This window comes from Clostridium aminobutyricum (assembly GCF_017255415.1).
Lineage (GTDB): Bacteria > Bacillota > Clostridia > Peptostreptococcales > Anaerovoracaceae > Aminipila > Aminipila aminobutyrica.
Map to the genome: position 1 here is coordinate 390,095 of NZ_JAFJZZ010000001.1, position 22,103 is coordinate 412,197.

19 protein-coding genes are annotated in these 22,103 nt (G+C 40.0%); 18 read left to right on the forward strand and 1 reads right to left on the reverse strand.

Annotation, left to right across the window (positions count from 1 at the left end):
- The first annotated feature begins 73 nt into the window (after window positions 1-73).
- The gene (locus tag JYB65_RS01960; protein ID WP_206581746.1) at window positions 74-568 is read left to right on the forward strand and encodes a DUF6530 family protein; all 495 of its coding nucleotides are present in this window, start codon (window positions 74-76) and stop codon (window positions 566-568) included.
- 68 nt (window positions 569-636) lie between these two features.
- Here the strand turns inward: JYB65_RS01960 and JYB65_RS01965 are convergent, their stop codons facing one another.
- Entirely contained in the window at window positions 637-1,980 is a 1,344-nt protein-coding gene (locus tag JYB65_RS01965; protein ID WP_245156555.1) for an FAD-binding oxidoreductase, read from the reverse strand.
- A 223-nt stretch (window positions 1,981-2,203) separates the two neighbouring features.
- Here JYB65_RS01965 and JYB65_RS01970 point away from each other — a divergent pair, with 223 nt between their 5' ends.
- The 17 genes from JYB65_RS01970 (at window position 2,204) to JYB65_RS02050 (ending at window position 22,096) form a co-directional block, all read left to right on the forward strand.
- Complete coding sequence (locus tag JYB65_RS01970; protein WP_206580892.1) at window positions 2,204-2,566, forward strand: GIY-YIG nuclease family protein; 363 nt, start codon at window positions 2,204-2,206, stop codon at window positions 2,564-2,566.
- A gap of 201 nt (window positions 2,567-2,767) precedes the next feature.
- Window positions 2,768-3,406 carry a DUF4125 family protein gene (locus tag JYB65_RS01975; RefSeq protein ID WP_206580893.1) on the forward strand — a complete coding sequence of 213 codons (639 nt, stop codon included), beginning with the start codon at window positions 2,768-2,770 and terminating at the stop codon, window positions 3,404-3,406.
- 24 nt (window positions 3,407-3,430) lie between these two features.
- Window positions 3,431-5,227, forward strand: a complete 1,797-nt coding sequence (locus JYB65_RS01980; protein WP_206580894.1) for a DUF4037 domain-containing protein — start codon at window positions 3,431-3,433, stop codon at window positions 5,225-5,227.
- A 229-nt stretch (window positions 5,228-5,456) separates the two neighbouring features.
- Window positions 5,457-6,134 carry a response regulator transcription factor gene (locus JYB65_RS01985; RefSeq protein WP_206580895.1) on the forward strand — a complete coding sequence of 226 codons (678 nt, stop codon included), beginning with the start codon at window positions 5,457-5,459 and terminating at the stop codon, window positions 6,132-6,134.
- A 29-nt stretch (window positions 6,135-6,163) separates the two neighbouring features.
- Entirely contained in the window at window positions 6,164-7,204 is a 1,041-nt protein-coding gene (locus tag JYB65_RS01990; RefSeq protein WP_206580896.1) for a sensor histidine kinase, read from the forward strand.
- Between the two features lie 71 nt (window positions 7,205-7,275).
- On the forward strand, window positions 7,276-8,040 hold the full coding sequence (locus tag JYB65_RS01995) for an ABC transporter ATP-binding protein (RefSeq protein ID WP_206580897.1): 765 nt from the start codon (window positions 7,276-7,278) through the stop codon (window positions 8,038-8,040).
- The gene (locus tag JYB65_RS02000; protein WP_206580898.1) at window positions 8,037-10,019 is read left to right on the forward strand and encodes an FtsX-like permease family protein; all 1,983 of its coding nucleotides are present in this window, start codon (window positions 8,037-8,039) and stop codon (window positions 10,017-10,019) included. The genes JYB65_RS01995 and JYB65_RS02000 overlap by 4 nt, the downstream gene beginning before the upstream one ends.
- A 225-nt stretch (window positions 10,020-10,244) precedes the next feature.
- Window positions 10,245-11,450: a PAS domain-containing sensor histidine kinase gene (locus JYB65_RS02005; RefSeq protein ID WP_206580899.1), complete on the forward strand. Its 1,206-nt coding sequence runs from the start codon at window positions 10,245-10,247 to the stop codon at window positions 11,448-11,450.
- A gap of 174 nt (window positions 11,451-11,624) precedes the next feature.
- Complete coding sequence (pyrH, locus tag JYB65_RS02010) at window positions 11,625-12,329, forward strand: UMP kinase (protein WP_206580900.1); 705 nt, start codon at window positions 11,625-11,627, stop codon at window positions 12,327-12,329.
- 23 nt (window positions 12,330-12,352) lie between these two features.
- Complete coding sequence (frr, locus tag JYB65_RS02015; RefSeq protein WP_209010472.1) at window positions 12,353-12,910, forward strand: ribosome recycling factor; 558 nt, start codon at window positions 12,353-12,355, stop codon at window positions 12,908-12,910.
- Between the two features lie 135 nt (window positions 12,911-13,045).
- Window positions 13,046-13,768 carry an undecaprenyl pyrophosphate synthase gene (locus JYB65_RS02020; RefSeq protein WP_206580901.1) on the forward strand — a complete coding sequence of 241 codons (723 nt, stop codon included), beginning with the start codon at window positions 13,046-13,048 and terminating at the stop codon, window positions 13,766-13,768.
- A gap of 3 nt (window positions 13,769-13,771) precedes the next feature.
- Window positions 13,772-14,551 carry a phosphatidate cytidylyltransferase gene (locus tag JYB65_RS02025; RefSeq protein ID WP_206580902.1) on the forward strand — a complete coding sequence of 260 codons (780 nt, stop codon included), beginning with the start codon at window positions 13,772-13,774 and terminating at the stop codon, window positions 14,549-14,551.
- 9 nt (window positions 14,552-14,560) lie between these two features.
- Window positions 14,561-15,703, forward strand: coding sequence for a 1-deoxy-D-xylulose-5-phosphate reductoisomerase (locus tag JYB65_RS02030; RefSeq protein WP_206580903.1), 1,143 nt, complete (start codon window positions 14,561-14,563; stop codon window positions 15,701-15,703).
- Window positions 15,704-15,774: 71 nt separating this feature from the next.
- Window positions 15,775-16,779 (forward strand): RIP metalloprotease RseP, encoded by a 1,005-nt coding sequence (gene rseP, locus JYB65_RS02035; RefSeq protein WP_206580904.1) that lies wholly within the window; start codon window positions 15,775-15,777, stop codon window positions 16,777-16,779.
- Window positions 16,780-16,794: 15 nt separating this feature from the next.
- Window positions 16,795-17,853 (forward strand): flavodoxin-dependent (E)-4-hydroxy-3-methylbut-2-enyl-diphosphate synthase, encoded by a 1,059-nt coding sequence (ispG, locus tag JYB65_RS02040; RefSeq protein WP_206580905.1) that lies wholly within the window; start codon window positions 16,795-16,797, stop codon window positions 17,851-17,853.
- Between the two features lie 7 nt (window positions 17,854-17,860).
- Complete coding sequence (locus tag JYB65_RS02045) at window positions 17,861-18,286, forward strand: acyl-CoA thioesterase (RefSeq protein WP_206580906.1); 426 nt, start codon at window positions 17,861-17,863, stop codon at window positions 18,284-18,286.
- 102 nt (window positions 18,287-18,388) lie between these two features.
- Entirely contained in the window at window positions 18,389-22,096 is a 3,708-nt protein-coding gene (locus JYB65_RS02050) for a PolC-type DNA polymerase III (RefSeq protein WP_245156556.1), read from the forward strand.
- Window positions 22,097-22,103: the final 7 nt, after the last annotated feature.

Genomic DNA, 22,103 nt, shown 5'->3' on the forward strand with positions numbered 1-22,103 from the left:
AAATTGACAGGATAAAAATTATATGTTACAATCAATTTAGTAATTTAGTAAATCAGTAAAAAGAGGTGAAATGATGAAAATTCCAACAACCCTTAAACATAAACCTGTTATTGTCGTTGAAAACTATGAAAATGTAGATGGCAGACAGGCGTATGAATCCGATGCAAAAGGCCTTTCACTGGGGCTTGCCCAATGGAATGATCGGGGCAAAGTCGATGTGTCTGCAAAAGTTTGGCGCCATACAGGCGAAAAATGGTCTCGTCAATCCGAGGAACTGCCGATGCACCGAGTGATCGATATGGCCATTTTGGTATGCAAAGGGAAGGAGCATTTTATGAATGCTTATCGATATCCAAAATTGTATGATGAAAATAATCCGATTATAGACCGAGTTGGATTGCAGGGAGATGCGATGACTGTTGAGATTTGCAAGGATAATCCAATGATTGATGAAGATATCAAATTATTTTCTCAAACGTTAAGCAGAGACGATGAATTGCTTTCTGAGCGCTTGCATGCACTTGCGAACTTATTAATTGAAATGGGTTATGGACGCCGTAGCCTTTAAAAAATGCTCTCCAGATTGAAGAATCATGGGGAGCATTTATCATTTGCCATTCTGTGATATTCTTAAGCTCACCGTATGGATTGAGGAAAATGAAAAACATCCATCGGATCATAGTGCTTATTTATCTGCTGCAATCTGCAGGTATTCTCACCGTAATAGTTCGTTTCATAATCTATTAAATAGCTATACGGAAAATTAATATAAGATCCGTTCGTTATACCTTTTAAATACTCAAATTTCTGATACAGCCAATTTCTGTTAAGGAAGGCATATTGATTGTCTTCCCATACAGATTGAATACTGATGATGTAAGCGGCATCTCTATAATAATAGGCCGTATCCATTTTATTCACTGCCCTTATTTTTCCGCCGAGAGCAGAGACGCTCACTGTAGCAAAAACCGAACCTTCTGCCCTTTGATCAATCAGTTCAACAATATTTTTAATCTCCTCCATGTTATACTGTCTATCCACAAATCTACCCGTAGATTGAAATTTTTCGGAATCAGGATATACTTCCTGAATTTTATGAACAGCTTCGAGGAATGTCATTTCCTGAACATTTATAGTGGCTCCTTGTATCTGTTCAAATGGTTGCAAAATTTGCGCTGCCTCTACGGAGGAACCGTAAAACAATCCTTTTCCGAAGATTCCTATACCGCGGTCAGGAGAGTTATATATGCTGGCATTGATGGTTATTCTATCATCCAGATTCACTAACCAGTTTTGCCAAATATCAAGGAACTGCATTCTGGTACTGAGAGACGTGTTTACATATTGCAAACCGATGAGTGTAACCTGATCTGTTTTTGGAGGCAATTGAAACGTCATAGACGTCACGATGCCGAAGTTACCTCCGCCTGCACCTTTGCATGCCCAGAACAAGTTCGGATTGCATTTCTCATTGACTTTGAGAACGTTGCCCTGATCATTTACCATTTCCAATTCCAATAAATTGTCACAGCCTAGGCCCATGTACCTGCTGGAATATCCCCATCCGCCTCCAAGGACGTATCCTGCAACACCTACTGTAGGGCAGGTTCCTCCTGGGAAAGGATATCCTCTTGATCCCACGTAATTATAAAGTTGCTCGTTGGTGACTCCACTTTGGACCATCAACGTATTGTCGGCTTCGTTAAGACGTATAAGCTTCATTTGACTGACATCTATAACAAGAATATTATCTCCTGTGGAGTATCCCTCGTAATGATGACCTCCGGACCTTATCCGGATACCGATCCCATGGCATCTTGCCCAGCAAACAGCATTGCTGACATCTTCAATCGTATAGCAATATACGATAACAATGGGAAATTTCTGTATTGCCCAATTCCACTCTTGCCGGGCTTCCTCATATTCTTGACTACAGGGAGTAACTACTTTACCTGTTAAACCTTCATAACATAATCTCATTATCATCACCTATAAATATCCTTTTTAAATTTTATCTTACATAATACTGCAGACATTTATGGTGTGACACATCGTACGCCTTGTTATTAAAAGTAAACTGCTATTTTAAATTAGTAATTTACTGAGTTAGTGATTTGACATGGAAATTAAAATATGATATATTATTAGTAAATTACTAAATTACTGAAATAAATTTAAATATAAAGTAGAAAGAGGAAATAACATGGATAAAAACAGACGAAAGGAATTGGTTGAACAATATAAACAAATAAAAATTTATATGGGGATATTTCAAATCAAAAATGAAAAAAATGGGAAGATTTATATAGGTACTTGTTCGAATCTTAAAAATCGCTGGTTAACATTACGTGGCCAATTAGAAATCGGCCGGTTCGCCAATGCGGAATTGCAAAAAGAATGGAAGCAGCAGGGACCAGAAGTATTTGACTATGAGGTTCTGGAGCAAAAAGAAGTAAAGCCGGAAACCGATGTTAAATGGGAGTTAAAGCAGATGGAGAAAATGTGGCTGGTGAAATTACAGCCATACGACGAAAAAGGATATAATAAAAGAAAAGAAGAACAGTGACGAAATAATGCACATTTTACAAGTAATATTGTAATAAAGAAATATATTGGGAATGAGTAAAAGGGAAGATTTAACAATCCAGAAGCTTGCCAAAAAAACATATACAAAAAGAGGAAGGATGGATATAATATACCTATATTAAACGGAAGCTCATGCAAATATAAGGTTGAGCAATATAGCATTACAGAAAAGGAGACGCTTATGTTTGGATATTCAAGCGAAGAAGAACGAAGACAAGCTGTAGATAGAATTATAAAGACGGAATGGGAGATGTTTCAAAAAGTAAACAACATAGGCGGAAGGGCGGACTGTCAGAACGACTGGAACACATTTCATGTCATGAGGTGCAGTCAGTATAGTGCGTGGACGGACCGAATGCTGATGAGCTATGAAAAGGATTTAAATGCGGCTGTTTTGCAAGGCAGAAACCTAGTGATGGAGAAATACGCCTATATGATGGAATTTACTGCTCCCGACTACTATAGAACTGAGCTTGCACCATTTTTGCCAAAGGTGGATACGGAATCAATGTTGATTATTCGTGAGATAACCGATTATTTGATAGAATGTGAAAAGGAAATTGCATTAAAGTACCCAACATTGAGCAAAGCAGGGAGAACGATTGCATTTGAAGAAGACAACGACGGTTTTACCTCAGTAGAAACCTATACAATAGGAGAACTGAAAACTTATTCTAAAGATACCTTGGAACTGTATCTGGAACACATTCGGGTGAATAGAGCAGCGGACAAAAACATCGTGCTGGTGGTAAAAAGCACCATGGTAAAATTGTATGGATATGTCTCGATGGAAGATGCAGAAAGTAAAATGCAGTTGTAATAAACATAAATTGGGGTAAGAACAATGGATTTAAATAAATTTTTTCAAGAACTCGACTCGATGTTTAAAACAAGAGGGATTAAAGAGGTCGAACAGTTTGTAACGGATGCTTTAGTGCAAGCACAGCAAAATGCAGATTTTGCAGCTGTAATTGCTATCGCCAATGAACTCGGCGGTATCTATAGAGTGACAAACAGGACGGAAGATGGTAAACGAATCTATCAGGTTGCAATAGAGGCATTGAAGCTGGTAGGATTGGACAATACCCTTCAACACGGTACTACATTATTAAATTTGGCCAGTGTATATTCGGAAGAAAAAGATTTTTCGGAAGCCCTTTATCTGTATTTACAAGTTTCTAAAATCTTTGAAGCGGAAGGCTTAAGCAACGATTACAGGATGGCAGCTTTATATAACAACATAAGCCATGTATATGAGCAGCTGCACCAAGAAGATAAAGCCATAGAACATGCTGAAAAGGCTTTGGAAATAATTAAAAGAATACCGAATTCCGAGACAGAATTAGCGACGACCCATACCACACTGGCATGCAGATATATGAAGAACCAACGCTATAAAGAGGCGGAAGAACATCTGTTGACCGCAGAAAGAATTTTTCTGGGTCAAGGCGGAAAAGTGGATGTTCATTATGCGGCCACCATAACGGCTATGGGTGAGTTATACTATCACCAGGGAAACTACACACTTTCTGCAAAATATTTCGAACAAGCATTGAATCTGATTAAACAGAACTATGGCGAGAATACAGCGTATGAGACAGTACGCAAAAATCTTGAGCAGGTCTACCAGAAATTGACCAATCCTTCCATACATGCGAACACGGAAAGCAATTTTACAGGAAATAGGAATAAGTCAAATGGAAACAGAATGTCGGGATTAGAGTTATCCGAAGCCTATTATCATGCCTATGGTAAAGCGATTTTGGCGGATCAATTCCCTCAATATCAACAATATGCGGCAGTAGGCTTAGTAGGGGAAGGCTCCGAATGCCTTGGATTTGATGATGAGTTTTCGGAAGACCATGATTTCGGACCTGGTTTCTGCATTTGGCTTCCGGAAGATATTTTTCAAAAAGTAGGAGCGCAGATGCAGCAAGCCTATGATTCGCTTCCCAAAAGCTTTGAAAACAAACAGCGTATCGAGACACCGGAAGGCAAAGGAAGAATCGGCGTTTTCAGCATTCCTGAATTCTATAAGAAATATATTGGGAAAATACCGCAAACGAATGTGGATTGGCTCATGCTTCCTGAAACAACTCTTTGCACGGTTACAAGCGGAAAAGTTTTTACGGATTCATTAGGACAGTTTACTTCTTTTAGAAATGAACTTCTTCAATTTTATCCGAAGGATATTTTCTTAAAGAAATTGGTTGCTCGATTGGCGACGATGGCGCAATCCGGTCAATACAATTATGAACGCTGCATGAAAAGGGGAGAACAGGCAGCGGCTTATATGGCATGCAGTGAATTTGTAAAGGCGACAGTTTCCGCGGTGTATCTCTTGAATAAAAAATATATGCCTTTTTATAAGTGGATGTTCAGAGGAATGGAACAACTTTCGGTTCTTCCCGAAATAAAGCGGATGCTTGAGCGCCTCGTCAACATGCCGGATATTACCGAAAATACGGCGAAAAAGGTGCAATTAATCGAAGAGATTTGTGTTTTAGTTCGAAAAGAACTGAACCACCAAGGAATATCCATGGGGACGGAGGACTTCCTTCATAATCACTGTACTTCTATCATGACTACGATTTCCGATCCACAGATTAGAAATTTACCGGTCTTATACGATGTGAAATAATAACAAAGGGTGTCTGAAGACAATCATATAGGCAGACAAAATCTGCAGGTCCTATATGAAGGTTTTGAGACACTCTTTTTTTTTGACTATATGTCAGAATACATCGGTAAAAATCAGGAAAAGGTTAGCCTAATCGATAAAAATAAAATTTCTATGCTTATTTATATTTTGTTAATTTTTAATTTTCAATAGGCTATGATATACTTTTTTATAGGTGAAAGGGGACAAGATGAATTATAAAGTGTTGATTGTAGAAGATGATGCTGTGATAAGCTCAGAGATAAAAAAATATTTATTAACATGGGGATATCAAGTGGAATGTGTTTCGGATTTTCACCAAGTGACTACACAATTTGCTGCCTTTAATCCGCATTTGGTTTTGATGGATGTGACCCTCCCGTTTTATAATGGATACCATTGGTGCAGTGAAATAAGGAAGCTGTCACAGGTACCTATTATGTTTATCTCTTCTGCAAATGATAAAATGAACATTGTGATGGCAATGAATATGGGCGGGGATGACTTTATTGCAAAACCATTTAGCTTTGAAGTTTTGCTCGCTAAGATACAAGCCATGCTGCGCAGAACCTATTCTTTTTATGAACGTGCTAATCTTGTGGAACACCGAGGAGTTGTTTTGAATCTTTCTAATGCGAGCTTAGAAATAGAAGGGCAAAAGGTGGAACTGACAAAAAATGAATTTCGAATATTACAATTGCTGTTTGAAAATAAAGGACGGATCGTATCAAGAGAAATCATTATGAAAAGTCTTTGGGACAGTGATTGTTTTATCGATGACAATACTTTGGCGGTCAACTTTACCAGGCTCCGTAAAAAATTGGATGAGTGTGGCTTGAAGGATTTTATTACCACGAAGAAAGGAATCGGTTATATTCTGGAAGGATAAAGAAACGAACCGAACCGTAGGCGTTTGTTATGGAAATAGTGTCAAATCTAAAATTGTTTATAAGCTGGCTGACAGATCAATTAAAATATATTGGATTGTTTGTTTTGTTTGCCTTTATAACGCTGTCAGTAGGTCTGTTGTCCCATAGTGATTTAGATCCTATCCTTTATAGTATAGAAATCTGCCTTTTTTTAGGTACGATTGCTCTTTGCAGCAGTTTCTTAACCTATAGGCGTTGTTATAAGGCCTTATACGAACAATATATAAATCTTGATGTTTCAATCAACCAAATACCGAAGACAAATAGCTTTATTGAAAAATCCTATGCAGAATTATTACAAGAGCTATTTGACCGCCGCAATAGTTTGTATGATCAAATGAGGAAACAGGAGGCGGAAAGCACGGATTATTATACGTTATGGATTCATCAGATAAAAACACCGATAGCGGCTATGAGACTGCTTTTGCAGTCCAGAGAAGAGAAGTTCAATAGGCTGCTGCTGGAGCAGGAGCTTTTTAAAGTGGAACATTATGCGGAAATGGCGCTCCATTATTTCCGATTAAATAATATGTCCTCTGATTTATTGTTGAAGGAATGCGATCTGAACGAAATCGTGAAACAGATTGTGAAAAAATATTCTATCAGCTTTATTGAAAAAAGGCTAGCACTAAACCTTGAAGAGTTTCATGCACTCTTGGTTTCTGATGAACGGTGGCTGAGCTTTGTGATAGAGCAGATTCTTTCGAATTGCATTAAATATACTTTCACGGGAGGAATTTCGATTCGATATGAGGAAAGTCCTGAGCCTGTCTTAATGATTTCAGACACCGGAATCGGTATTCAGCAGGAAGATTTGCCTCGGATATTCGAAAAAGGATTTACCGGATTTAACGGCAGAATGGATAAAAAGTCCACCGGAATCGGATTTTATCTATGCAAACAAGCACTTGATAAATTAGGCTATCGTATTTCTGTAAGCTCCGAAGTCGGAAAAGGAAGTCAATTTTATCTTTACTTCGATACCTCGTATCAACCTTACAATAATGAAAGATTCAAAGAAGAAATGTAAGCTAATATAAAGGCGTTATGTTTCTTTTTTTGTTAAGATAACTAAAGACATAATCAAAGGGGGTAAAAATTATGACTTTATTGGAAGTAAAAAATGTCAAAAAAATTTATACAATGCGTTTTGGGGGAAATCAGGTAGAGGCATTAGAAGATATCAGCTTTTCAGTTGAAAAGGGGGAATATGTTGCTATTATGGGGGAATCCGGTTCCGGGAAGACAACACTTTTGAATTTACTTGCCTCGTTGGATAAACCGACAAAGGGAGAAATTTTACTGGACGGAGAGTCACTTCATGCGATTAAAAACAAGGAATTGTGCGCATTCAGAAGAGATAACTTAGGTTTTGTATTCCAAGACTTTAATTTGTTAGATACCCTTTCTTTGCAGGACAATATCTTGTTGCCCTTAGTGTTACAGGGGAAAAAGTTTGATGAAATGAATGAAAGATTGCTGCCGTTAGCAAGACAATTGGGAATTAGTGAATTGTTGCAGAAATATCCCTATGAGGTATCCGGAGGACAAAAACAACGAACCGCAGCAGCGAGGGCGCTCATTACAGAACCGAAGCTTATCTTGGCAGATGAACCGACGGGGGCTCTTGATTCGAAGGCAGCCACGGGATTGTTACATTTATTTGCCGAAGTCAATAAACTGGGGCAGACCATTTTGATGGTGACACATAGCATTCAAGCCGCCAAATGCGCGGGCAGAATATTGTTTATTAAAGACGGGAATTTGTTTCATCAAATTTATAGAGGAAATTCTACAGATGACGAAATGTATCGGAAAATAGCGGATACATTGACGGTTATTCAAGCAGGAGGGGAAGTACTATGAATACGGGAACTCTTCTGCCAAAGCTTGCACTGACCGGTATTTGGAAGAATCGAATGGTATATCTGCCCTATATTTTAACGACATCTTTTTCTGTATGTGTATTTTTTATATTCAATTGCATTCTGCACAATAAAGTGATGGAAAATATACCGCATGCCATGTATGTGATGGTATTATTGCAGATCGGTATTTTTTTGCTTGGCTTGATATTAGCACCTTTTCTGTTTTATACTAATAGCTTTTTGATCAAACGAAGGAAAAAAGAGCTTGGATTATACAGTATTTTGGGTTTGGAGAAAAAGCATATCAGCATGATGCTGCTGATTGAAACGCTGCTCATCTATGCCCTCTCATTACTTCTGGGAATCGTGACGGCTATCATCTTTTCGAAGCTGGTATTTCTGATACTGCTCAATGTGTCGGGACTGCCCATTGATACCGAATTTACGGTTTCGATGTCCAGCTTCAAAGCAACGATGATTTTTTTTGGTATCGTTTCGCTTCTGAATGTACTGACCAACTTGTTTCAGGTGACCAGAGCCAATCCGGCAGAACTGTTGCGCAGTCCCAAGCAGGGAGAAAAGGAGCCAAAACATTTATGGATTTTTAGCATCCTTGGCGTGTTGTTTTTAGGCAGTGGATATGCGATAGCCGCTGTGGCAAAGCTAAACGGAATGATTTTTCTGTTTTTCTTTCTTGCTGTTCTCTTTGTCGTGATAGGAACCTATTATTTGTTTACTGCCGGAAGTATTGTATTTTTGAGAATATTAAAGAGAAACAAAAAATTTTATTACAAAAAAGAAAACTATATCACCGTTTCCGGAATGATTTACCGCATGAAGAAGAGTGCCGCCAGCTTGGTGAATATCTGTATATTCAGCACCATGATCATCATCACGCTGCTGTGCACGATCTCTCTTTCACTGGGGGAAGAGGACGTAATCAAGTTCCGATTTCCGTATGATGTAGTGTATGTTTTCGATGCCGCTGCAACGGAGGACATTCATCAATTCGGTGATGAGATGAACGCATTGGCATTCAAAAACGATGTAAATATATCGGATAAAAAAGAATGGAACTATTATCAGGTAATTGCTTTGGAAAATGACAACCATTTTTCAGCAGATATAGAACCCGGCTATCAGGAGAACCAGCAAAAACTTGTTATTTTAACGGTGGAGGCATACAACCGTATTGAAGGAAAAAAAGAGATACTTCAAGAGAATGAGGTGTTGATTTATTCCACTGCAAAGAATTTCGGCTATGACCGTATCTTATTGAATGATCAAGCTTACCGCATCAAGTCCGAATTAAAAGCCTTTACGCTAGATCCGAAAGAGCCAAACAGCTATTCGAATCGTACCTATTATATTATAACAAGTGATCTTGCAGGAGCACAACATATCGCTGCAGTGCTTTCCAAAAAGGAGCCTATGCTATATGATAATATACGGTTCAATATGGAAGGTGAAAAATCGGACAAAGAAGAATTCTTATCGGAGCTATTCAAACAAACCTCCCGATTCGAAGGATGGATAAGCAGTGAGAATGCGATAGAATGGGGGGCCATGACGAAATCAATGAACGGAGGGCTTTTATTCATCGGCGTATTCTTCGGATTGATTTTTACAATATGCTTGGTACTGATTATGTATTATAAGCAAATTGCTGAAGGTTTCGAAGATCGGAACAATTTTGAAATTATGCAGCAAGTGGGCATGAGTGATGAGGATGTAAAAGTGACGATAAGAAAACAAATTTTACTCGTCTTTTCGTTCCCTTTGATTGGTGCAATTATCCATACTTTTATGGGCCTGCATATGATTATAAATTTGTTGTATGCATTGAACCTCTATAATACAAGTCTCATTGTGACGAATACTTTTGTCATTATTGCTGTGTTCGCTGTTTTTTACGGTCTCAGCTACTTATTTACGGCAAAGAGCTATTATAGGATTGTAAGACAATCGGAAAAATAACAGCTTTTTTACTTCAATCCGGGCTTCGGAGGCGGGAACGATTGAACTTCATAGATAAACATAATGCACCCAATAAAGCGGCAGGTTTTAAGGGTGCATTTTGAATTTTGACAGTCAAAACATTAAGTGATAAAATATGAACATATTTTATTGTTCACTTTGTATTTTACAATTAAATATTATTTTAATGAACCGTTTTTTCGGTAGTATGTGAGGGAAAAATGAATGAAAAAAAGTAGGAGTGTTGTAAACACGATAAGGGAAAAACATACTCTTCAGGGAAACGTGATCAACGAATTGAATCAGTATGACGGTAAACAATCCGTTGAGAACTCCATGTCGTATTCTTCTGACAGAAAGACAGAAGGTGAGATAAAAAGGAGCGAAATACATTATAAATTTTTAAATAATCTTTTTCAGACGATCCCCTGTGCAATTACGCATTTCTCTTGCAATCCTATGCCGAAAATGAAATATTGCAATAAAGCAGCTATTGTTTTTTGCGGTTTTGAAGACAGCAGTGGCTATGAACGTTTACTGGGAGTAGGATTTAATCGATTTATTCCGACTGAATGGACGAATTACGTCAATCATTTATTTGCACAAGCTCTTGAACAAACGGAGCCGATTGATTTCGAGTATCAGATGTGCAGAGTAGATGGCTCCGTATTTTGGATTAGAGGTATCTTACAGAAAATTGTTACGGAAGAAGAATCGGTTCTTCAGAGCGTTTATATGGATATAACCAAGAGAAAGAGTTTATTGAATGAACAAGAACATACAGCGTCGCAGCTGCAGGAGCTGGTTGAAAATATACCGGCGGGTATTGTCATTCTTGAAGTGACTGACAGAATAAGAGGGGTTTATGCGAATGACGGTTTCTGTCAGTTAGCAGGATATAAAAAGGAAGAATACAAAAAGTTGATGCAGAACGATGCTTTCTTTTGTATTCATCTGGATGATGTAGAAATTATCACGACGGCACTGCAGCGAAGTATGCTTGGAAACAAGCCTATTGACGTAAATTTTAGGATGATTCACAGACAGCAAGGCTTTAGATGGGTGAATGTAAAGGCAAAAATTATAGAACACAATGAGGAACGAGTTGTTTATTATGCTGTTTTTACGGATGTAAAGAGTTTAAATGAGACGCAGCAGAAAGCTGATCAAACAAAGGAAGAAAAGCAGATCAAAGAAAACTTAGGGACGGTGTTGGATTATGCAAAAAAGCTTCAGGAAGCAAAGCAAGAATTTTTCTTACATATATCCCAGGAAATTTATACTCCGTTAAATGGGATTATCGAAATGCTGGATCTGCTTGAACAGCAGGAACATCTCGACGAAAATAAGTACTTAAAAAGTGCAAAATGGTCTGCACGTGATTTAGCTGCAGTGATCCGCAATATATTAACTGTTTTTCAATCCTCTTAATCTATATGCTATTTTTTGGTGATTTGTACGTGTCTCAAGCCGTATAAAACCAATTATAAAAAAGATGACACTTATTGAAGAAAAAAACGTAAAATAGGTGAACGCTAAACTATTCTATGTTATAATGAACGCTAGGAATTAAATCCTATCGAGCTTAAATATAAGGAGAATTTTATGAAACCTAGGTATAAACGAGTTCTGATTAAGGTAAGTGGTGAAGCACTTGCCGGACCGGACAAATTTGGAATCAGCGATGAAATGCTTTCAGGTATTGCTGCTCAAATTAAAGAAATTCATGAGTTGGGCGTACAGATTGCAATTGTAGTAGGCGGAGGAAATTTTTGGAGGGGCAGAACTGGACAAAGTATAGATCGAGCTACCGCAGATTATATGGGGATGCTTGCAACGACAATGAATGCAATGGCATTACAAGATGCATTTGAAAAACAAGGATTACCGGCTGCTGTACAAACGGCCATTTCGATGACACAGATTGCAGAGCCATACAATAGAAAGAAAGCGATTTCACACTTAGAGGCCGGGAAGGTGGTTATTTTCGGAACAGGAACAGGAAGTCCATTTTTTTCAACAGATACAACTTCTGCACTCCGGGCAGCGGAGATTGATGCAGATGTGATTCTTTTGGCAAAGAAAGTAGACGCAGTATATTCTGCGGATCCTGAAGTGGATCCGAATGCAATCAAGTATGACCAATTAGCCCATAAAGAAGTAATAGAAAAACAGCTTGGTGTGATGGACATAACGGCTGCTACTCTGTGCATGGAAAATAATATTGCCATTCATGTATTTGGAGTTTCTGAAAAGGGAAATATGTTAAAGGCCATTAATGGTGAAAAAATAGGAACGATCGTTCGGTAAAAATTTAGGAGGAGTAAGAATTTATGAGTATTAATGTGCAGGAAGTCCTTGAAACAAAAATGACAAAGACCCTCTCCGTTTTAAAGGAAGAATTAAACACAGTCAGAGCAGGAAGAGCAAATCCAGCCTTATTGGATAAGGTTACGGTGGATTATTATGGAAGCCCAACACCGCTTAAAAACCTATCGAATATTTCTGCTCCGGAACCACGAACTTTATTGATTGCACCTTTTGATCCAAAAATAATATCCGATATTGAGAAGGCTCTCAATATGGCGAATATTGGAATCACTCCTTCCAATGATGGGAAAATGATTCGATTAACCATACCGCCGCTTACAGAGGAAAGAAGAAAAGAAATCACGAAAGCTGTAAAGAAATATGGAGAGGATGCGAAGGTTGCTGTTCGAAATGAAAGAAGAGATGCCAATGATGAGCTTAAAAAGCAGGAAAAGGCCGGAGAAATTACAGAAGATGACCTAAAAAAATCATTGGATCAAATCCAGAAGAAGATTGATAAGACAATTAAAGATATTGATGATATTGTAGCCGCAAAGGAAAAAGAAATATTAGAAGTATAGTGTGAATAGCCTTGCTTGGTTTTTGGAAAGATTGATAGCACATAGACTTTAAATTGAGGTTGGCTTAATAAGGATTCTATTGGCGGATGTGGCTGCAAGCAGTCATATCCGTTTTTAAGAGTGAGGTTTTGTACCATGTTAGACGAGAGAAATATCCCAAAGCATGTGGCTATCATTATGGACGGCAACGGCAGATGGGCACAAAAAAATAATACGACAAGGCTTGCGGGACATAATGCAGGCATGAGAGCCATGAAGGAAATTGTAAAGAGCTCTTCTGCATGGGGTGTGGAACATTTGACCGTATATGCATTTTCGACGGAAAACTGGAAGCGTTCTGTGGAAGAGGTAAGCGGCATATTTAAATTGATTGTTATATATGTTGATAAGGAACTGAAAGAACTTCATAAAAATAACGTAAAAGTTAACATCTTGGGAGATTATTCTAAACTTCCGAAGGAATCTGTTGAACGATTGGAAAAGGCGCTGGGTACCACTAAAAACAATACCGGTCTCCAGTTTAATATAGCATTAAATTACGGCAGCCGCGATGAAATTACAAAAGCGGTCCGCTTAATCAGTGAAAAAGTAAAAAATGGAGAATTTACACCAGAACAGATAACAGAAGAAATGATTGGACAGCATTTATATACCGGCGGTTTATTTCATAATATTCCGGATCCGGATTTGATCATCCGAACAAGCGGCGAAAGAAGATTGTCCAATTATTTGCTCTGGCAGTCTGCGTATAGTGAATTCGCATTCCCGGATGTATTATGGCCGGATTTTTCACCGGCAGAATACATGAAAATAATGGAAGAATATCAAAGCAGAGACAGGCGCTTTGGTGGGAGGTAACCTTTGAAAACAAGAATATTATCTGGACTGATCATGACCCCGCTCTTGATTGTAGTCGTGCTGGGAGGCAAGGTTCTGGCTCTTGCTTGTTTTGCTATCGGAATCATGGGTGTGCGAGAGTTCTATAACGGTTTTAAGTCGTTGAACATGAAACCGTCTTATTCCGTAGCGTATATCAGCACCATCGCACTTTACGCTATCAATCTGTTGATTGGTGGAAGTGATTGGTATATGCTGTGGTTTTTCGGTTCCATACTGCTTAGTCTATTATATCTGTTTAAGATTGAGGAAAGAAATTTGGAAGATGCAATGGCAACGATAACGGGTATCGTTTATGTCGTATTTTTTTCCTTTCATGTTGCCCTCGTGGAGCAGACAGCGGAATACAGTATACTGGTATGGCTGATCTTTTTAACCGCTTTCGGTACCGATGTGATGGCCTATTTTACAGGCTATGCTTTCGGAAAACATAAGCTCTGTCCGACCATCAGCCCTAAAAAAACCATTGAAGGCGCCATCGGAGGTACGCTTGGAAGCGTTATCCTGTGTGGTGTTTTCGGGCACTTCTTTGCCCCGGATGTATTTATTCATTGCATGGTAATTGGTGTTCTGGGCGGCATTGTTTCTCAATTTGGGGATTTGACAGCCTCCATTTTTAAGAGAAAGATGGGCATTAAAGACTATGGTAATTTAATACCGGGACATGGGGGTATTTTAGATCGATTTGACAGCGTGTTATTTACCGCTCCAATCATTTACTACTATATCACCCTCGTATTATAGGAAAATAGAATGAAAAAAATTGCACTCTTAGGCAGTACCGGATCGATCGGTACGCAAGCACTTGATATTATTGAAAACAACCGTGATCGCTTTCAGGTGACGGTGCTTTCTTGTGCAAAGAATACAGAGCTTCTATCGAAGCAAATTAAAAAATTTAATCCGTTGATTGTTGTTGTAGATAAAGAAGAAGATGCACGTGAGCTGGCACAAATACATAAAAGCATTGAAATCTTACATGGTCCGGAAGGGCTTGTGGAAGCTGCAGCCTCCTCGTACGATATCCTGTTGAATTCTCTGGTTGGAATGAGAGGCTTGGTGCCGACTTATCATGCGATTTGTCAAGGAAGAGATATCGCACTGGCGAATAAAGAGACGCTCGTTGCCGGAGGAGAACTCGTGATGACAAAAGTTGCTGAAAAAGGAATTCGGCTGCTTCCGGTTGATAGTGAGCACAGTGCAATATTTCAAGCATTAGAAGGGAATAAAAGGGAACAACTTAAAAAAATTTATTTAACCGCTTCCGGCGGGCCTTTTCGGGGTTATACTTTACAACAGCTGGAACATGTTACGCTGGAACAGGCTTTAAAACATCCGAATTGGAACATGGGAAGCAAAATCACGATTGATTCCGCATCTATGATGAATAAGGGGCTGGAAGTAATCGAGGCGAAATGGTTATTTGACGTACCGGTCGATAAAATTCAAGTCGCTGTTCATCCTCAGAGTGTGGTTCATTCCATGGTAGAATATGTGGATCATTCTATTATAGCGCAGCTTGGCAATCCGGATATGCGTGTCCCAATCAGCTATGCGTTGGGGTATCCGGATCGATTAGAAAATGCTTTTGAACCGTTAGATTTATTTGGAATGGGTGCCCATTTAACATTTGAAAAACCTGATTTAACGGTGTTCAAAACGATTCAATTGGCGTATGAATCAGTAGAGAAGGGCGGTTCTTATCCGGTGATACTCAATGGAGCCAATGAAGCATTAGTTGAACTATTTTTAAATAAAAAGATTAAATTTATAGATATACAGAATAATATAGAAAGAATACTCCATTCCCATGTTCCAAGTTATAATTTAAAATTAGAGGATATCTTGGAAGCCGATCAGCTGGCTAGACGGTTGGTGAAGGAGCTTGTTGGATAAATGATATAAAGTAACTTGTTATAAACAAAATTTAAAAGGGGATTGAGTTACTTCGAAAGGGGCAAAGTTAGATGACGATTATATATGCTTTAATCATGTTTTGCATACTGGTGATGGTACATGAAGGCGGACACTTTATTGCTGCCAAATCGGTTGGTGTAAAGGTAAATGAATTTGCTGTCGGTATGGGACCTATCTTATTGAAAAAAGTGAAAGGAGAAACACGGTATTCCATAAGACTGTTCCCGATAGGCGGTTTTTGTGCCATGGAAGGGGAGGACGACGACTCGGATGATGAACGCTCTTTCGGCCGTAAACCGTTGTGGGCAAAAGCCATTATTATTGTTGCGGGTGCTTTTATGAATCTATTGCTTGCCGTCGTAATCTTGGCGTGCAGCATTTATTACATCGGGATACCGACTACCGTTATCGGCGAATTCAGTGAGATCAGCCCTGCAAGAGAAGCAGGCCTATCGGTCGGAGATAAAATTGTAGCGATTGAACAATATAAAATTAAAGACTGGAACGATATCACTACTGCTATTTCAAGCCAAACAGACGATACGGTATCGATTACTGTTGAGCGAGATAATAAGGCGTTGACCTATACGATGCAGTTGGCAGCGGAAGAAGCGACCGGAAGAAAAATTGTTGGTATTACACCGGATGTTTCACGAAGTGTAGGAAGTGCCATTGTAACCGGAGGAAAGGCTACTTGGCATATGACCGTCAGCATGGTAGACGTAATCGGTCAGCTTGTTACCGGAGAGGTATCTGCAAAAGAATTGACAGGACCTATTGGGATCACGGTGGCGGTAAGCGATTCGGTGAAGTACGGCTTCATCTATGTCGCTAACTTGGCTGCATTGATTAGTTTAAACCTAGCCATTGTGAATATGCTGCCATTCCCGGCTTTAGACGGAGGAAGACTGGTATTTTTAATTATAAGGAAAGTGACCGGAAGAGCTATAACGGATGAAATAGAGGGCCGTATCCATTTCGTGGGAATTATGCTCTTATTCGGCTTGATGATCTATGTAACATGGCAGGATATCGGGCGATTTATTTTAAAATAGTGTTGGAGTGGAATCATGAGCAAAAGTGTTCGATGTGGTAATGTAATAATTGGCGGGGGCGCACCTCTTTCTATACAATCGATGACGAATGTAGACACGAGAAATGTAGAGGGAGTGGTGACTCAGATTAAGCAATTGGAAGAAGCCGGATGTGACATTGTACGTTTAGCTGTTCCGGACATGGAGGCGGCGGAAGCTTTCAGCAAAATAAAAAAACAAGTGGTGGTACCATTGGTTGCCGATATCCATTTTGATCATCGATTGGCGATCGCCGCCATGAAGAATGGGGCGGATAAAGTACGAATTAATCCGGGAAATATCGGGCGCATCGATCGAGTGAAAGCCGTGGTTGAAACGGCAAAGGAACGAGGTATTCCAATCCGGGTCGGCGTTAATTCAGGATCCCTTGAGAAAGATATCGTTCAACAATATGGAGGAGTTACTGCGGCAGGGCTGGCAGAGAGCACGCTTCGAAATGTGAAGCTTTTAGAGGAGCTTGATTTTGAGGATATTGTGATTTCCCTAAAGGCTTCGGATGTAAGGCTGAATTATGAAGCGCATAAACTTGTATTTGAAAATACAAACCATCCATTACATATCGGAATCACCGAAGCAGGAACCGTAAATAGCGGCAAACTGAAATCTGCGGTTGGAATAGGGGCGTTGCTTCTTGCCGGTATTGGTGATACCATGCGGATTTCACTGACAGGGGATCCGGTTCGGGAAGTTCATTTTGCAAAAGAACTTCTAAAAACCATAGGGATAAGACCTTCCGGTGTAAACCTGGTTTCCTGCCCGACCTGCGGACGTACGAGAGTGGATTTGGAGGGAATCGCTTTGCAAATTGAGAAAGCTTTGGAGGACGTGGAGAAGCAGCGGGAGTTGAAAAGTCTTCCTCGAATTACGGTAGCGGTGATGGGATGTGCCGTGAACGGACCTGGAGAAGCGAAAGAAGCGGATTTTGGTGTGGCCTGCGGCGAAGGGAAAGGTGTACTCTTTGCGAAAGGCAAAATTGTGAAAACCGTTTCGGAAAACGAGATTGTGAATGAACTTCTTCAATTAATCAAGGAGTAAATGACATATGAAAACCTACAAGACAACACATATGGTGAAGTTAGAGGATTTAAATCATCACCGGAATTTATATGCCGGCAGAGCAATTGAATGGATGGTAGAAGCTTCTTTTATTTCCGCATCTCTTGAATATGGGGACGGACATGGGCTTTTATATAAAAATACGCATCAATTCAGCTTTGAAAAGTCAGTTGAACCCGGAGAAATCATTAGCTTTTGCGGGACAGTCGTACGGGCAGGAAAGAAGAGCCTTACTGTTCGAGTCGGATTGATTTCAGAGAAGACGGGAGAATTAAAGGCAGAAGGTTATACCACCTTTGTTTCGGTAAAACCGCATACCAATGAGTCGGTTGAACACGGACTTTTATTGGACGAAACAGAAGACTTAAATGAATTAACGTGGAGAGAAAAAGCAAATTTTTTTTTTGAATAAGGAAATTACATAATGATTAATCTAGTTGAAAGTACAATAAATTGGAGTAAATTAGGAAAACACCCAAGAGAGCATTATAAGTTCTCTTTAGGAAGAGCTCAAATGTCAAAAGAGAGTGCAACGCTTTCTTTAGCGATTGAGCTCAATTTTGTTATACCCTTTGATGATATTCAGCGGATGAAGGCAATTATAATCAATCAAATTCAAGGGCTGAAAGAAGTTCAGTTTGATTTTAAATATACAGAAATGGTTCAGACTCCGAAGGAAATCGTACGGCTTTGCGTAGAGCATATGATTGATGAAGTCAATGGTGACTATGCCAGAAGTACCAAAACCATTTTTCCGGAAGAGTCCGTTTTACAAGACAACATCTTAACGATTTATGCGCTGGGTGGTATGGCGGTAAATGATTTGAATGAGCGAGTGGCTAACATTTTTGAACGGATTTTACAAAGAGATTTCAACATAGCGGCCGAAGTTAAATTTGAGAATCATGCGGATGCTTATAAAAAAATTGCGCAGCAAAAAAGAGCTTTTGCAGAGCTGGAAGAAAAGGAAGTCCATGCGACGCAGCAAAAAGCAGCAAGTATGGCTGCGAGCAGACCACAGCCTAATTTTTCCGCTGAAAATGGGGGAGAAAAGAAAAACTTTTCCGGCAACAGCGGAAACGGAGGCAATAAATGGAATCGAAGGCCCAAGGAGGAACCGGTACAGGGAAATCGCATTTTGGGAACAGAAATCAATGGTCGAGCGACGGCTCTTTCCAGTATTACAGCGGACAGCGGCCAGGTAACAATAGAAGGTATTGTCTTTAAAAAAGAAGCACGAACCATAAAAAATGAAAAAAAGCTGGTTAGCTTGCTGATCACAGATAAGAAAACCTCTCTTTGTATCAAAGCGTTTACTTCAGAAAATAAATGGAATGAGATCGATGAACATATCGGAAACGGGACGTTCGTGAAAATAAGAGGAAACGCAGAATGGGATACTTATGAAAATGTTGTCGTGGTGATGGCCCGTGATATTCAAAAAGGTGAAATTAAGAAACGGAAAGATACGTGTGAGAGAAAGCGTGTCGAACTGCATGCCCATTCCAAAATGAGTGCAATGGATGGCCTGAATGAAATCAAGGATATGGTTAAAACACATGGGGGCTGGGGCCATAAGGCAATGGCTATCACAGACCATGGTGTGGTTCAAGGGTTTCCGGAAGCTTCCCATGCCGTGGATAAATTCCCGAATATGAAAATCATCTATGGAATGGAAGGGTATGTTTTCGAGGATAAAGATTGTATCAATCCGGACGGGAGCATTGAATATAAAAAGAAACCGACCAATCATATTATCCTATTGGCACGAACACAAGAAGGCTTGAAGAATCTTTATAAGCTGGTTTCGATTTCTCATCTGAACTATTTCTATAAACGGCCTAGAATTCCGAAATCAGTATTAACTACCTATCGGGAAGGCTTGATCATCGGTTCGGCCTGTGAGGCAGGAGAAGTATTTCGAGCTGTTTTACAAAAAAAGAGTGAAAAAGAAATTGAAGAACTGGTTCAGTACTATGATTATTTGGAGATCCAACCCATCGTGAACAATCAGTTCCTAATTGATAAAGGCGTTGTTGCGGATAAAGAAGGTTTACGGGATTTAAACCGGACGATCGTGGCGTTAGGTGAAAAGTATGGAAAACCGGTTGTAGCAACAACAGATGCTCACTACGGGGAACCGGAGGAAGCTTTGTATCGAAATATCCTCATGGCAGGTCAAGGGTATAAGGACGAAGGAAACGAAGGACTGTACTTAAGAACGACAGCGGAAATGCTGGAGGAATTTGCTTATTTAGGCAAAGACATGGCGGAGAGAGTGGTTATCGATGCGACAAACCTCATTGCGGATATGATTGAAGAGGTAAGACCGGTACCGAAGGAGAAGTATCCGCCTAAAATTGAACATGCAGAGGAATTGCTTAGAAGTAAGTGCATGGAACGGGCATGGAGTATTTACGGAAATCCGTTGCCTAAAGAAATACAGGAACGGCTGGATGCCGAACTGGTACCGATTATCCGTGAAGGCTATGCGGTCATGTATATTGCAGCGGAGATGTTGGTGCAGAAATCCTTAAGCGACGGCTATCTGGTAGGTTCCAGAGGCTCGGTAGGATCTTCCTTTGCGGCCACCATGGCCGGTATTACAGAAGTAAATCCTCTGCCGCCGCATTACATATGTCCGAAGTGTAAGTACTTGGAATGGGGAGATGAAAACGAATACGACTGCGGCGTGGACATGCCTGACAAGGATTGTCCAACATGCGGTACGAAATTAAAGCAAGACGGCTTTACGATACCATTCCAGACCTTCTTGGGGTTTGAAGCGGATAAAGAACCCGATATCGATTTGAACTTTGCCGGAGAATATCAGCCCTATGCACACAAGTACGTGGATGAGATTTTCGGCAGCAAAAATGTATTTAAGGCAGGAACCATCGGCACGGTTGCTACAAAAACCGCCTATGGATTTGTGATGAAATATTTTGAGGAGCGGCAGATTCCAATCAATAAATTTGAAGTAGAACGACTTGCGGAATGCTGCACGGGTGTAAGAAGAACGACCGGACAGCATCCGGGAGGTATTATTATTGTTCCGGATGATCATGAAATTTATGAATTTTGTCCGGTTCAGCATCCGGCCAATGATACGACAAGCGACATCATTACGACTCATTTTGATTACCATTCCATCGACCAAAACCTGTTGAAGCTTGACATACTCGGTCACGACGTGCCGTCCATGATTCGTCACCTTCAGGACATGACGGGTCTGGACCCATTGACACAAGTGCCTTTAAAAGATGAACGGGTAAACAGCATTTTTAATGGAATCGAAGGCTTGGATATCAAAGATCCGGATTATCGTTTTGTACACGGCAGTTATGGCATACCGGAATTCGGGACGAAATTCACCAGACAGATGCTCGATGATACCAAACCGAGCCGATTTGCCGACTATGTTCGAATTTCCGGGTTCTCGCACGGAACCGACGTGTGGATTAATAATGCGCAGGAATTTATCCGAAGCGGAGAAGCGACTATAAAGGATGCGATTTCTACCAGAGATGACATTATGAATTATTTGATCCTAAAAGGCTTACCGAAAAAGAAAGCGTTTAATATCATGGAAAAGGTTCGAAAAGGAAAAGGGGTTACGGAGGAAGATGCGGAATTAATGCAGCAAAACAATGTGCCGGAATGGTATATTGAATCCTGCCGAAGAATCAAATACATGTTCCCCCGGGCCCATGCGGTGGCATATGTGATGATGTCCTACCGAATCGCGTACTTTAAAGTCTATTATCCGGTGGAATTCTATGCGACGTATTTCACCACCAAGGTAAGCGAATTTGATGCGGAGACTATTACAAAGGGTCCGAAAGCTGTACTAGATAAGATGGATGCCATTATTGCAAAGGGAAAGAATGCGACAAAGAAGGAAGAAGATGAGGTCATTGTTCTGGAAGTGGCGTATGAAATGTATGCCAGAGGGTATGAATTTGCTGCAGTGGAACTCGGAAAATCGCATGCAACAAAATTCTATGCAAAGGACAGCAAAGTGCTGCTTCCTCTGGTGGCATTGGGCGGCGTCGGAGAAAGTGCAGCCAGAATGATCGCTGAAGAATACGAGAAGAGACCGTTTGAGACCATTGAGGAAATTCGAGAAAGAGCGAGGGCCAATAAAACGGCGATAGAGGCGTTAAGGGAGCATGGCGTTTTATCGGGTTTGCCGGAGTCCGATCAATTAAGTTTATTTTAGACTGGAA

Excerpts from the sequence above, each read along its gene's own strand:
- JYB65_RS01960 (WP_206581746.1), top strand. The coding sequence starts at position 74 with ATGAAAATTCCAACAACCCTTAAACATAAACCTGTTATTGTCGTTGAA.
- JYB65_RS01965 (WP_245156555.1), bottom strand. The coding sequence starts at position 1,980 with ATGAGATTATGTTATGAAGGTTTAACAGGTAAAGTAGTTACTCCCTGT.
- JYB65_RS01970 (WP_206580892.1), top strand. The coding sequence starts at position 2,204 with ATGGATAAAAACAGACGAAAGGAATTGGTTGAACAATATAAACAAATA.
- JYB65_RS01975 (WP_206580893.1), top strand. The coding sequence starts at position 2,768 with ATGTTTGGATATTCAAGCGAAGAAGAACGAAGACAAGCTGTAGATAGA.
- JYB65_RS01980 (WP_206580894.1), top strand. The coding sequence starts at position 3,431 with ATGGATTTAAATAAATTTTTTCAAGAACTCGACTCGATGTTTAAAACA.
- JYB65_RS01985 (WP_206580895.1), top strand. The coding sequence starts at position 5,457 with ATGAATTATAAAGTGTTGATTGTAGAAGATGATGCTGTGATAAGCTCA.
- JYB65_RS01990 (WP_206580896.1), top strand. The coding sequence starts at position 6,164 with ATGGAAATAGTGTCAAATCTAAAATTGTTTATAAGCTGGCTGACAGAT.
- JYB65_RS01995 (WP_206580897.1), top strand. The coding sequence starts at position 7,276 with ATGACTTTATTGGAAGTAAAAAATGTCAAAAAAATTTATACAATGCGT.
- JYB65_RS02000 (WP_206580898.1), top strand. The coding sequence starts at position 8,037 with ATGAATACGGGAACTCTTCTGCCAAAGCTTGCACTGACCGGTATTTGG.
- JYB65_RS02005 (WP_206580899.1), top strand. The coding sequence starts at position 10,245 with ATGAAAAAAAGTAGGAGTGTTGTAAACACGATAAGGGAAAAACATACT.
- pyrH (WP_206580900.1), top strand. The coding sequence starts at position 11,625 with ATGAAACCTAGGTATAAACGAGTTCTGATTAAGGTAAGTGGTGAAGCA.
- frr (WP_209010472.1), top strand. The coding sequence starts at position 12,353 with ATGAGTATTAATGTGCAGGAAGTCCTTGAAACAAAAATGACAAAGACC.
- JYB65_RS02020 (WP_206580901.1), top strand. The coding sequence starts at position 13,046 with ATGTTAGACGAGAGAAATATCCCAAAGCATGTGGCTATCATTATGGAC.
- JYB65_RS02030 (WP_206580903.1), top strand. The coding sequence starts at position 14,561 with ATGAAAAAAATTGCACTCTTAGGCAGTACCGGATCGATCGGTACGCAA.
- rseP (WP_206580904.1), top strand. The coding sequence starts at position 15,775 with ATGACGATTATATATGCTTTAATCATGTTTTGCATACTGGTGATGGTA.
- ispG (WP_206580905.1), top strand. The coding sequence starts at position 16,795 with ATGAGCAAAAGTGTTCGATGTGGTAATGTAATAATTGGCGGGGGCGCA.
- JYB65_RS02045 (WP_206580906.1), top strand. The coding sequence starts at position 17,861 with ATGAAAACCTACAAGACAACACATATGGTGAAGTTAGAGGATTTAAAT.
- JYB65_RS02050 (WP_245156556.1), top strand. The coding sequence starts at position 18,389 with ATGTCAAAAGAGAGTGCAACGCTTTCTTTAGCGATTGAGCTCAATTTT.